The sequence below is a fragment of the Pedobacter hiemivivus genome (assembly GCF_004331685.1).
GTDB classification, from domain to species: Bacteria; Bacteroidota; Bacteroidia; order Sphingobacteriales; family Sphingobacteriaceae; genus Pedobacter; species Pedobacter hiemivivus.
This window is the reverse complement of the sequence record NZ_SJSM01000003.1, coordinates 75626-89004: the sequence shown is the minus strand read 5'-3', so window position 1 is coordinate 89004 and position 13379 is coordinate 75626. Positions and strand designations below refer to the sequence as shown.

The 13379-nt window shown below is 35.8% G+C and carries 12 protein-coding genes; 10 read left to right on the top strand and 2 right to left on the bottom strand.

What is annotated here, in order from left to right:
- Window positions 1-231 precede the first annotated feature (231 nt).
- On the bottom strand, window positions 232-1122 hold the full coding sequence (meaB, locus tag EZ444_RS06545; protein WP_131607931.1) for a methylmalonyl Co-A mutase-associated GTPase MeaB: 891 nt from the start codon (window positions 1120-1122) through the stop codon (window positions 232-234).
- Window positions 1123-1211: 89 nt separating this feature from the next.
- Here meaB and EZ444_RS06540 point away from each other — a divergent pair, with 89 nt between their 5' ends.
- From EZ444_RS06540 to EZ444_RS06495, 10 genes are all read left to right on the top strand, one after another.
- Window positions 1212-1868, top strand: coding sequence for a glycosyltransferase family 32 protein (locus EZ444_RS06540; protein ID WP_131607930.1), 657 nt, complete (start codon window positions 1212-1214; stop codon window positions 1866-1868).
- Between the two features lie 62 nt (window positions 1869-1930).
- Complete coding sequence (locus EZ444_RS06535; protein WP_131607929.1) at window positions 1931-2809, top strand: glycosyltransferase family protein; 879 nt, start codon at window positions 1931-1933, stop codon at window positions 2807-2809.
- Window positions 2810-2811: 2 nt separating this feature from the next.
- A complete protein-coding gene (locus EZ444_RS06530) occupies window positions 2812-3801 on the top strand; it encodes a glycosyltransferase family 2 protein (RefSeq protein ID WP_225874654.1) in 990 nt (329 codons plus the stop codon).
- A gap of 51 nt (window positions 3802-3852) precedes the next feature.
- Window positions 3853-5679: an ABC transporter ATP-binding protein gene (locus EZ444_RS06525; RefSeq protein WP_131607928.1), complete on the top strand. Its 1827-nt coding sequence runs from the start codon at window positions 3853-3855 to the stop codon at window positions 5677-5679.
- A 9-nt stretch (window positions 5680-5688) separates the two neighbouring features.
- On the top strand, window positions 5689-6525 hold the full coding sequence (locus EZ444_RS06520) for a hypothetical protein (protein WP_131607927.1): 837 nt from the start codon (window positions 5689-5691) through the stop codon (window positions 6523-6525).
- Window positions 6518-7537 (top strand): hypothetical protein, encoded by a 1020-nt coding sequence (locus EZ444_RS06515; RefSeq protein WP_131607926.1) that lies wholly within the window; start codon window positions 6518-6520, stop codon window positions 7535-7537. Before EZ444_RS06520 ends, EZ444_RS06515 begins: the two co-directional genes overlap by 8 nt.
- Window positions 7524-8444 carry a glycosyltransferase family 2 protein gene (locus EZ444_RS06510; protein WP_131607925.1) on the top strand — a complete coding sequence of 307 codons (921 nt, stop codon included), beginning with the start codon at window positions 7524-7526 and terminating at the stop codon, window positions 8442-8444. The genes EZ444_RS06515 and EZ444_RS06510 overlap by 14 nt, the downstream gene beginning before the upstream one ends.
- A gap of 25 nt (window positions 8445-8469) precedes the next feature.
- Window positions 8470-10539, top strand: a complete 2070-nt coding sequence (locus EZ444_RS06505; RefSeq protein ID WP_131607924.1) for a glycosyltransferase — start codon at window positions 8470-8472, stop codon at window positions 10537-10539.
- Window positions 10539-11399, top strand: a complete 861-nt coding sequence (locus tag EZ444_RS06500) for a glycosyltransferase family 2 protein (RefSeq protein WP_205945217.1) — start codon at window positions 10539-10541, stop codon at window positions 11397-11399. Before EZ444_RS06505 ends, EZ444_RS06500 begins: the two co-directional genes overlap by 1 nt.
- An 88-nt stretch (window positions 11400-11487) precedes the next feature.
- On the top strand, window positions 11488-12501 hold the full coding sequence (locus EZ444_RS06495; RefSeq protein WP_225874653.1) for a glycosyltransferase family 4 protein: 1014 nt from the start codon (window positions 11488-11490) through the stop codon (window positions 12499-12501).
- A gap of 11 nt (window positions 12502-12512) precedes the next feature.
- Here EZ444_RS06495 and EZ444_RS06490 read toward each other — a convergent pair whose 3' ends face one another.
- Window positions 12513-13373: an FkbM family methyltransferase gene (locus EZ444_RS06490; RefSeq protein ID WP_131607922.1), complete on the bottom strand. Its 861-nt coding sequence runs from the start codon at window positions 13371-13373 to the stop codon at window positions 12513-12515.
- Window positions 13374-13379 lie beyond the last annotated feature (6 nt).

Sequence of the window (13379 nt, the reverse complement as noted above, 5' to 3'; positions counted from 1 at the left end):
AATTATTAATAAATAACGGTATTTAGGGCTATTAACATCGCATAAACACTTTAAATCACTAAAAGTTTTTGATTCTGCATAAAAAAGAACAGCCATGCCACTAAATGGTGTTCAAAATACACTTCAAGCTAGTTTTAACTTTTAAACAAAACACCAAAAAACCGCATAATTAGAGCCTAAAGCCACAATACAGGAAAGTCCTGTTTTTAAGACAGGTCAACCATCAATCTGTCAAACCCAGTTATCAGTAAAACGATAAATGTTAAAATCCGCGCTTTTCATAGCCTCAATAAGCTCCGTAAGCAATTTCTGTCTATCAATACCTACCATACGATGATATTGGATAATTTTAAAGGCCTTTTCCGCCAGCAGAAAAGGTTTACGTTCGTTATCAATTAAAGCCGGCTGAAGCAACCATTCACACAGCTCAGCTATCCCCTCCTGCTTATCAGCGACAGTTTTAAACACAGGAATGCACTCGTGTTGCTGATGAACCAATTTTTTAAGATTATTTGCAAATGTATCAGCACCCTCCCTATCCGCTTTATTCACGACAAAGCCTTGGGCAATCTCCATCAAGCCAGATTTTATATTTTGAATTTCATCACCCGACTCTGGAACAAGGACAACCACTGTTTTATCAGCAAGTCCCGCAATCTCAACCTCTGACTGACCAACACCAACGGTCTCAACAAGGATCATATCAAACCCCGCCGCCTTTATAACATCTACAATTTCAATCGTTTTTGCTGATATTCCTCCCAATGCCCCACGAGTTGCCAATGATCTGATGTACACATTAGGGTTATTAAACTGCTGGGACATCCTGATCCTATCGCCTAACAAAGATCCAAAATTAAATGGCGAAGTAGGATCCACGGCAAGAATGGCAATTTTTTTACCCTCCTTTACAATGTGCGCTGTAATTGCATTTACCAAGGTGCTTTTACCCGCTCCCGGAGGCCCCGTTATTCCTATTACAGGAATTTTCGAGTTAACCTTCAATGTCCTTAACAATTCAGTAGCCGGAGGGATATCATTTTCTACAAAGGTAATTGCCCGCGCCAGGGCATTAAAATTCCCTTGTTCAATTCCTTTTAAAAGTGGGTCGTTGGCATCCATTAATAAAGTATCTTTGCTACAAAGAAATAGAATTAATTCAATATTCCCTTAAAGGGTCTACTCCAAACACATTAGATCAAGCATTAGCAATGTCAATACCCAAGATCATTTATCAAACGTTTAAGTCCAACAAACTGCCATTAATTACCAGATGGCAAATTTCAAGATTCAGAAGAAAAAATCGGGATTACAACTATGAATTCTATGACGATAAAAGAATTGAATCTTTTTTGAAGGAAGCCTACGATGATGAAACTTTAAAACTTTATCAACAACTTAATATTGGTGCGGCAAAGGCAGATTTCTTCAGATACGCAATATTGCTTAAAAAAGGAGGTATCTACCTGGATATAGACAGTTCTATAAAGGGAAGTCTTAATGATTTCATTCAGTCGGATGATGTTGCCATCATTTCTGATGAACGAAATCCTGGTTTATGTGTACAATGGGCATTGGTTTTTGAAGCTCATCACCCCTTTCTACAAAGAACTATGGAACTGATGTCAGACAACATCAGGAATAACAAATATCCTCATGATGTACATAAAATGACCGGACCAACAGTTTATTCAGAAGCTATAAAGCAATGCTTAAAGGAAACCCCTAACATCCCCTACCGTAAACTTGGAATAGATTACAACGGTCATTTTAAGTTTAAATATCCACTAAGTAAACTGCTATATCAAAAAGGTACTCATTGGAAAAAACAGCAATTAACGCAGCCTGTACTTAAGGTAAACAAATAGCACAAAGCTAATCCTGTTTTAATAAAACTTACATTTGCAAAAAATACCTTTGAATACCACCAATGAAAGTAACAGGCTTTACCTTTATAAGAAACGCAATCGCAAACGACTACCCTGTAGCGGAGGCCATTCGTTCTATTTTACCACTATGTGATGAATTTGTTGTTGCCTTAGGAAATTCAACAGACGAAACAGCTGCACTTATAAAATCAATTGCACCGAATAAGATAAAAATAATTGATACGGTTTGGGATGATTCCCTTCAAAAAGGGGGACAGGTATTTGCAGAGGAGACAAATAAAGCCATAAAAGCGATTTCGCCCGACACGGATTGGATGATTTACATTCAAGGTGATGAATGCATCCATGAAAAGTACCATGATGTGATCAAACAAGAGATGAAAAACAGCCTGAATGATGCGCAAATAGAAGGGCTACTTTTAAAGTACGTACACTTCTATGGCTCTTATGATTATTATGCCGAGTCACGACGTTGGTATCGAAGAGAAATCCGCGTGCTGAAAAACTTGCCCGGGATACATTCTTACAGAGATGCACAAGGTTTCAGGATCAATGAAAGAAAATTAAGGGTCAAATTAATTGATGCCTATATCTATCATTACGGTTGGGTAAAGACACCTAAGGCCTTACAAGGAAAGGTTAGAAACTTCAATCAGTTCTATCAAACTCAAGATTGGGTGGAGCAAAACTATCCCGTTCAGGAAGCTTTCGATATGAGAAACGCGGATCGCCTGGTTAGATTTGAAGGCACCCACCCCAAAGTAATTCAAAACAGAATAGCAGCCACCAACTGGACATTTGATGAAGATCTGACTAAAAGAACTCCTAAAATGAGCCTTAAAAGACGAATATTACAAAAAATAGAAGACCTAACGGGAGTCAGGCTGTTTGAATACCGTAATTATAAAATTATTAAATAATCATGATGAAGAAAAGTCTTTCTATCATTATCCCAAACTATAATGGCCAGCACTTACTGGAAGCCTATTTACCATCAGTGCTTCAGGCGGTCGAAAAAGCAGAGGTCCCCTTCGAGATCATTGTCATCGATGATGGCTCAAAAGACCAAAGCATAGATTTTATAAAACAACATTATCCTCAGATACATCTGCTTATAAATGATAAGAATCGCGGTTTCTCATATACCTGCAATCAGGGCATAAAAGCAGCACAATATGACCTCACATTTCTCTTAAATTCAGATGTGAGACTTACTGAAGATTACTTTGAAAAACAATGGAAGTACTTTCAACATGAGGATACCTTCGGAGTTATGGGGCGAATTATGAGCGCTGACGGTAGCAAAATAGAAGATGCAGCCCGAATTTTATTTCGCAAGGGTTGCCGACTTAAAGCAAACAGGTTTTATTATTCAACGGATCCTAACGAGCAAAGTACCTATACCGCCTATCTTTCCGGAGCAAATGCTTTAGTTGACACAAAAAAACTTAAAGAGCTGAATGGTTTTGATGAAATCTACTCACCTTTCTCTTCCGAAGACTCGGATCTATGTTTAAGAGCATGGCTTGTGGGTTGGAAATGTTATTATGAACACCAATCCGTATGTTTCCATCAGGTTAGCGGAAGTACAAAAACTCAGATCAAATCAGATTTTATAAAAAAGATCTATTACCGGAACAGGTTTATATTTCATAAAATCCACTTAAATGGATTTAGGGGATGGATATGGCCGCCTTATTTGTTCCTTTTGGAAGTATTACCTAAGCTTATCCTCGGAAAATCATGGATGCTGACAAGCTACAAGGAGTACCTACAGCATATCCCTCAGATAAAAACTTCCAGAAGTAACATTCTATCCCTCAAGAAAAAATACGATTCTCAACTTGATGTGCAGGATATCATCGATAAAATTAACACTTCCATTTCTAACAAGAATGTAGTATTCCTGTAACAACTTACCTTTTATTATAGAAAACGTAACTTTGCAGCCTAATTTTTATAAATGAAAACCTATTTCAGATTATTATCATTTGCAAAACCTATTGAAAAATTTGCAATACCATATATCATCACGACCTTGCTTGCAGTGCTTTTTGGGGTATTAAACCTCACCTTGCTAGCTCCTCTATTTGGGGTAATGATGTCAGACGACAAGCCTAAGCCCATTCCAACTGATACTCCAGTTTCGAACTTTAACGTCATGGCAAAATTTCAGGAATTTGTTGATCATTCTCTGGCTATTTATGGTCCAGAAAAAACATTAACATATATCTGTATTATTATTATCACTTCCGTTTTGCTTTCCAATATCTTCAAATATTTTTCTCAGAGAACTATGGAGGACTTAAGAGTGCATACCCTTTTAAATCTCCGCAAAACGGTATTTAACAATGTAATGAACCTTCACGTAGGATACTTTAACAACGAACGTAAAGGAGATATAATTTCAAAAGTTTCTTCGGATGTGCAAGTTGTACAATTTACGGTTACTAACACCCTACAGGTAGTATTTAAAGAGCCTGTAACCCTTATTTTCTACATCATTGCTTTATTAATGATATCTGTAAAGCTAACCCTATTTTCTTTAATGGTAATCCCCCTATCGGCTTTCATCATTAGTAAAATTGTAAAAAGATTAAAACAACAAGCTAAAGAATCACACGAATCTTTTGCTAAGATGATTGGGTTTTTAGACGAAGCACTTGGTGCTATCAAAATCATTAAGGCCTTTAATGCAACACAAAGGATAAAAGATAAATTCCATAATGAGAATGTTTTCTATTCCAACCTAAATAGAAAAATGGTAAGGAGACAACAGTTAGGATCGCCCGTATCTGAATTTCTTGGTGTTCTAATGGTTGCATTTATTGTTTGGTATGGTGGGTCACTTACGATGAGCAAGCAGCCGAATGCACTTTCCGTAGGGCAATTTATCTCCTATATTGCAATTTTTTCACAAGTAATGCGTCCTGCAAAAGCCTTAACTGATGCTTTTAGCGGAATACATTCAGGTATTGCAGCAGGAGAACGTGTTTTAGAACTTATTGACACCAAGCCGGAGATGGTAAATAAACCAGGTGCACAAGCTCTAAATGGCTTTAACCAGGCTTTAACTTTTGAAAACGTATCATTTAGTTATGGCACAAAAGAAGTATTAAAAAACATTCACCTCAACATTCCAAAAGGAAAAACCATAGCTTTGGTGGGGCCTTCAGGAGGTGGTAAAAGTACACTAATGGATCTAATTCCGCGTTTTCATGATCCAAAATCCGGAAGCATCAAAATTGATGGCCATGATTACAGAGATTTAACCATCGAAAGTATACGTGCTCAAATGGGTACCGTAAACCAAGAATCTATATTATTTAATGATAGCATCTTCAACAACATTGCATTCGCAAAACCCGACGCAACAGAAGAAGAGGTAATTACTGCAGCAAAAATTGCTAACGCTCATGAGTTTATATTAAATACAGAACAAGGTTATCAAACTTTCGTCGGTGATAGGGGCAACCGTTTGTCTGGTGGGCAAAGACAGCGAATCTGTATTGCAAGAGCAGTATTGGCCAACCCCCCAATTATGCTCTTAGATGAGGCAACTTCAGCACTTGATACAGAATCAGAAAAACTAGTACAGGAAGCTTTAAACAACTTGATGAAGAACCGAACATCTATTGTGATTGCGCACCGCCTAAGTACCATCCAACATGCAGATCAAATTGTAGTTATAGACCAAGGAAAAGTACTGGAAACAGGAAGTCATCAGGAGCTAATGGCTAATGACGGACTGTATAAACGTCTAATTGATATGCAAACGTTTATTAATTAATTATCCTAGATGAAAAACGACATAGAAAGCACAAAGCTATTTGCAGAAGACTCCTATCCCTTTGAATTTTCAATTTGTACGCTTGTAACAAAAAAAACCGAATACCAGGAAATGCTGAATTCCTTCTACGAAAAGGGATTTAAACCGGGTCTTTGTGAGTTTTTATATATCGACAATACCGAAACCTGTACACTAGATGCCTATAAGGGATTAAATAAATTCTTACAGGAGGCCAAGGGTAAATACATCATACTATGTCATCAAGATATTATCATTCATGATCATGACATTCAGCATCTTTTGCTCAACATTGATGATATTGAAAAGGCGGATAAAGATTGGGCAATCCTAGGTAATGCCGGCGGAGTCAATTTAAAATGGATAGCTACTAACATTACTCAAGTATGTGGTAATCGAATTACGGAAGATAGATTGCCACTCCGCACAAAAACTGTAGATGAAAACTTTATAGTAGTAAAAAAAAGTGCGAATCTTGCGCTTTCACGCAATTTATCGGGATTTCATTTATATGGAACAGATTTATGCCTCATTGCTGATATTCTAGGTTTTAACGCTTATGTAATTGATTTCAATCTCACTCATAAAAGTAATGGGAATGCGGATAAAAGCTTTTACGACTTAAAGAAAGCTTTACTTAAAAAGTACAAATATGCACTTCGAGGAAGGTTCATGTCAACCACTATTACAAGATTCTACGTATCAGGAAATTGGTTTACTTTATATTTATACAATATGCAACCTATAAAATTCATAGTCAGGCAATATTTAAAAATATTTAAAAGAAAAAAGCGATACGTTTTAAAAACTGAACACAACAATGCTTAAAGTTAATCAGGATACTAAGGTATATATATTATGTGCGCCTAATTTTGCAACGGGTGGGCCAGAGGCCTTACATCAACTTGGACATCAGCTAAATAAAATGGGAATACAGGCATTTATGTATTATTACCCTTTTCCTGCTAAAGGAGTCGATCCTGTACATAAATTCTATGCAGATTATCATGTACCCTATGCTACTGATGTAATCAATATCAAAGAAAACATTCTTATTCTCCCGGAAACCTCACCTGAACACATTTTCGAAGAGAAATTCGGCTTGATGACTAAAGTAATCTGGTGGTTAAGTGTTACAAATTACTATCGTCAGCTAGAGCCGAAAATGAGGCGAGCTAAACGAAAACCATCCTATTGGTTAAGAAAGCTATATAATCCCATTCAATTTGCGACACTCTCAAAGATTAAAGAATTGAATGTAGCTAACATTGGCCATTCCTTCTTTTCCATGCAACACCTTAAAAAAGCTGATATAACACCTATTGGACAAATTTCAGACTATATGAGTCCTGAATTCTTTAAAAAGGTTGATGACGACGTGATTAAAGAAGATATTATTATCTATAATCCCGTAAAAAATGGAGCCTATTTAGACAAAATAATTGTGCTCACTCCAACGTACAAATGGATTCCGCTAATTAACCTTACTCCAGAACAGGTGGCTCAAATGATGAATAAAGCAAAATTATATGTTGATTTTGGCTATCATCCAGGCAAGGAAAGAATGCCTAGGGAGGCCTGCATCATGAAGTGCTGCATGATCATTGGAAAAGAAGGTTCAGCAGCCTTTAGTGAGGATATGCCAATTCCTGAAAAGTATCGTTTTGACAAAACAGACGAAAATATCCCTGCAATTCTAGAGACTATCGCTCTTTGTCTTTCTAATTATGAGGAGGAAATAAAAAGCTTTAGTAATTACCGGAAGAATCTTTATATGGAAGAAAAACAGTTTGCAGAAGCTGTTCAAAAGGTTTTTATTAAAACAAATGCCTCTTCATAAGATGAATACTGCACCTTTAATTTCTATTGCCCTTTGTACCTATAATGGGTCCCGATTCTTGGAGAAGCAGATCATGAGTATCCTAAATCAAACCTATAAAAACATAGAGCTTATCGTTGTTGATGATTGCTCCACGGATCATACTTTCGAAATTATAGCGCAACTTGCTAGTCAATATCCTCAGATAAAACCATACAGGAACTCAGAAAACCTTGGCTTTAATAAAAATTTTGAAAAAGCGATCACGCTCTCTGCCGGAGCTTACATTGCCATTAGTGATCAGGATGATATATGGTTAAAAGATAAATTACAGCGTCTTATTGACCATATTGGAGATAAATGGTTGATCTTTTCCAATTCAGAATGGGTAGATGAAGAAGAAAATATGCTGGGTCGACAAATGTTAGCGCCAAATTTCGAATTGAAAGACCGCTCTTTTAAAAGCGTCCTCTTTTATAATATTTTTACTGGGCATACGATCCTTTTTTCAAGAGATTTATTAGATTATATCCTTCCTATTCCGTCCAATGGCTATTACGATTGGTGGATGGGATTTGTAGCCCTTTACCATAATAAAATTACCTACTTAAATGAATGCCTTACGCTTCATCGGATCCATAGCACCTCAGTATTGTACAAAGAAAAGAATCAAACTAAACCAAGCCCAAAATCCGACAGGTTTAAAGAGATTAGTATAAATCTGGCTATCTTAGGGGTCTATAAGAATTTAAAAGAAGAAGACAGAAAATTGATTGGCAAAATACATACTGCCTACAGTAAAAAAAAATATAGCCTTTACCTGATCCAGAACATTTATAAATATTATGAATGCTTCTTCCCTGATCTAAAAAAACGTAAAGGCCTGAGCAAACTAAATTTTGCCATAAAATTTTCAAAAGGCTATTAATCTAGCGCTCATTGCAATTAAATATATGAAAGTTCATCGCTGGATAGATAAATACAATTATAAGGTATCCTTTAGGATCATTAAAAAATACAGCTCCCAAATAGCCAATGGAGGATCAGTACTGTATGCTTTACACCCCTTATTCTGGAAAGATTATTTATTACGCATTCTACTGGTACTTTCCTCAATTATCACGATTAAAAAAACGGCATACAAAAACTTTTACAGTATAATTTCCTGTAATTCATCCCCATTTTTTTCCAGAGATAAAAATCCTGCACTATATATAAAGCTAAGAGATTTAATTTCAACACTATTTGGCTACAGATATTTCGTTGAGGAAGAAACTTTACCGTTATTAGGCAGTAAAACCGTTTCATCTAAACATATTACCTTCAAGAGCTTTGAAAAGCCCTCTGTAAGCGTTATAATCAACAACGTCACCCGACTGGATTACCTTTATAACTGCTTACAATCATTACAGGATAATATTTCTGATCAACATCCTTATGAAGTTATTGTAATCAACAGAACAAATGATTCTGATATCAAATCCTTTCTCAAGGATAATGTGAAAGGCATTAGTTTGCAAGATGTAGCACTACCCGCCGTTACAACTAAAGGAGATCTTATCTACCTACTTTCAAGTGATACACAGATAAAAAGAAAAAGCATAGCGTTTCTAATTGAGACTTTAAAAAATAAAGCCATCAATTGTGCTGGAGGTAAACTAGTATCCAAAAATGGCCTCCTTCTTTCGGCTGGAGACCAGGAATTTTTCGAAGACCCAAATCATCCCGACTTCAATTATCAACAAGAGGTAACAATATGTAGGTTCAATAATCTGATTATTCGCAAGGACTATTTTTCTACATTGAATTTAACCAATAATATACCTGCTATATACCAACCCCTATCAGAAGCGATTTGTTTCAATGACTTAATCTTAAAAAAAGACAGTTTGGAACATATAACATTAAATAAAGAACCGCATTATAAAACCATTCTCTTTATTGATGATATAATCCCAACACCCGATCAGGATTCCGGTTCCAATAGAATATTCAAAATCATGCAACTTGTAAAAGCTTTGGGCTATCATGTCATGTTTTTACCCGCCAACGGGGAAAAGAAAGCCCATTATTTTGAACAAATGGTCCTAGAAGGCTTCGAAGTATTATATCGATTTCCCAACCGAAAAGGAATGATTCAAATCTTAATGACCAGACTACATCGTATAGATATGGTCTGGCTATGTAAGCCTCATAACAATGAACAGTTTAAATTTCTGTTCGAAAAGAAGAAAGATTTACGCTGGATCTACGACACTATAGATCTCCATTTCTTACGATTACAACGTGAAGGAGAACTATCAAAAGATGACAACCTTATTCAATCAGCTAATGCAATAAAACTGGTAGAACTTGATATTGCAAAACACGCAGATCTTACCATTGCCATTACAAATGATGAGCAAATAATCCTTCAAAAGGAACAGATCAACAATGTTGCTGTAATTCCAAACATACACGAAATGAAGACTACACCTGAAGAGGCAAAATCTTTCTCAACACGCAACGGATTACTCTTTATTGGAGGATACCTTCACAAACCTAACATTGATGCCGCAGAATGGCTTGTAAAGGAAATTATGCCTATAATTTGGGAGCAAGATCCATCAATCACTTTAACATTGCTGGGGAGCAGTCCAACCAAAGAGGTCCTGGCATTACAAAGCGCCCGCGTAATTGTTCCTGGTTATATACACGATGTCTCGTCTTATTTTAACAACAACAGGATATTTGTTGCTCCTCTGCGGTTCGGGGCCGGCATGAAAGGTAAAATCGGCCAGAGTCTTGAATTTGGGCTCCCTATAGTTTCTACTAACATTGGAGTCGAAGGGATAGGGCTAACGGATGGACATGATGTTATAGTAGCAAACGACACCATCGCTTTTGCTGAGAAAATTATGCAGCTTTACAGTTCCCCTGAATTATGGACTGAGATCAGAAATAATTCAATAAATGTATTAAAAGCTTATACGCCAGAAGTCGTAAAACAACAACTGGATCGTTTGCTAAAAACAATAAACTAATGCCTTTAGTCAAAAAAGCAAAAGGACCTATGACGAACTACAAAATATCGATAATTACAGTCAACTACAACGACAAAACCGGTTTAGAAAAGACTATAAAGAGTGTTACAAACCAGTCTTTTAAAGATTTTGAATTTATAGTTATTGATGGCAACAGCACTGATGGGAGCAAAGAGTTATTAAAGGAAAATGCTGCTCTGTTTACCTATTGGTCTGGAGAACCCGATAAGGGTATTTATCACGCCATGAACAAAGGCATCCGAATCGCAACAGGTAATTATTTACTTTTCCTGAACAGTGGCGATTGCCTGTATAATGATGAGGTTCTTGAAAAGGTAAATCAGGAAATAGATGGTAAATATGCCATATATTATGGGGATATCATTTACGATGAAATTACCAGACAAACTAAAAGAACATTTCCCGAGCATCTAACTTTCGGCTTTTTTTATGAACAGAACCTATCTCATCAAGCTAGTTTCATAAAAAAGTCCCTTTTTGAACAGTTTTTTTATTACAATGAAGATTATAAAATTGTTTCCGATTGGGAATTCTTTGCATATACTATTTGTAAAGAAAACGTTCCTTATAAGCACTTAAACTTTGTGGTGACCAATTATGATGCAACAGGGATATCCTCTAATACAGACAATCATAAAATGATGTATAAAGAACGGGAAGCGACTCTTGAAAAATATTTCCCTGTATTCATTGAAGATGCCCCCCTACTTTTAGAACTGCAACAAAAAAAGATGAAACAGTTCCTATTTATAAAACAGTATCCAATTGCGTACAAAGTACTAAAGGCCTGCATTAACACCATTCTACTCTTTCTACCAAAATTTAAGAGAACAATCTAAATCATCAACTATGCTCAAAATATTCTACGATCATCAAATTTTCAGTGAACAAACTTATGGAGGCATATCCAGGTACTTTAAATACCTGATGGATGGTATAAAAAACACCTCAGATATCGAATATAAATTAGGTGTACTTAAGTCAAATAATTACTATATCAGGGACGAAGAGCAACCGCTTAATAAAGCACTTTTTAAAACACTTTTTAAAACACAACACGAGCTTGTAAAGCGCAATAATTCATACTGCAAGTATTTACTAAAGAAAAATGATTTCTCGATCTTTCATCCCACATATTTTGATCCCTATTTTTTAAAGTATTTAAAAAACCCATTAGTCATAACTGTTCATGATATGACATATGAAGCATTGCCGCAATTCTTTAATTCGGGAGATCCTTTACCATATTATAAGAGACTATTGATGGAGAAGGCTGATAAAATCATTGCCATTTCTGAAAATACAAAAATGGATATCATAAAATATAGCAAGATTAAAGAAGATAAAATTGAGGTCGTTTATCATGGGATTGATCTTACTCCTTCAGCGTATGCATCGATAAAGCACTTACCTGAAAATTACATTTTATTTGTTGGTTCAAGATGGTCCTATAAAAACTTTCATACAGTAGCTCTGGCCTATAAATCCCTTTTGACAAAGTTCCCTGACATAAAGTTAATTCTTGCAGGGGGCGGAGCCTTAACTTATGGAGATTCCGAATTTCTACTACGGAATGATATTCTGGATAAAACAATCCAAATATCCGTTACCGATGAGCAATTAAATACCCTTTACAAGAACGCCATCTGTTTTATCTATCCATCCTTATATGAAGGATTCGGTCTGCCAATTTTGGAAGCTTTTAAGAACAATTGCCCTGTAATCTTGAGCAATTGTAGTTGCTTCCCTGAAATCGCAGGAGATGCGGCAGTTTACTTCGATAGCCAGTCCCCTAAATCATTGGAAGAAAAAATTGAATCCTTAATAGAAAACCTTCCGCTCAGAAAAGAAATGATAGCTGCCGGGAACAAAAAAACACTTGAATATCCAATTGAAAACTGCGTAAGGAAGACAATAGACCTTTATCTGTCCATAAGTTAACACCAAAAATATTACTTAAAAAATTCCATTTCTCTTTCAACACAGAAATCAGCTAGATCATCATCATCCCGATGGAATAAACAAACATCATAATATGGGAAAGCACAATCTGATTTTCTGTTTATGTAAGCATAAAGCTGTGCAAGTAAAAGGGTATTGCTTATTTCAGTCGACAACAAAAACTTACCAAAATTGTCATAGTAAAGAGCCTTATTATATCCCAGATCCTTAAAATTCTCAAAGATCGTTAACCCATCGTCTTTTTGTAGTGTAAGATAATCCGCATCATATTCAAAAAATAGAACTGGTTTATCTCTTTTAATTGTATTAAATGAACCTCTTAAAATCTTAAAATCAAATCCGTCTGTATCTGTTTTCAATAACTTGATGTTTTCGATTTTATTTTTAGCTACAAGATCGTCCAGCTTAACAACCGCTGTTGTTTGTCCAGAACCAGTACTTATGTTCGCTGTTCCCCTTGTATTATCAATAACAATACTTTCTTCCTTCGATTCTTCACCTAAAAATGTCTCGTGAACCTCAACTCCTTTAAACAAGGGTAGATTCTGGGCTAACAGCGCTATATAAACTGGGTCTCCTTCAATAGAATGAATCAATTGGTCTACTCCTTCACTTCTAAAAAGAGCTATAGTGTCCCCAATATTTGCGCCCACATCAATGATTGAATAATTCGGATATTTATGTTCTAAATACTTAGCTATTCTTGATAAATTTCTTGAATAATATTTAAACTGAGTTAAATATTCTTCGATCGGATGCTCATAGTTTGACAATAAACTGTAATTACCAACTTTAACCTGTTTTTCCTTCGGTTGTATTTTCTTTTTTCTAAATAATCTTCGTAATCCCATTTAAGT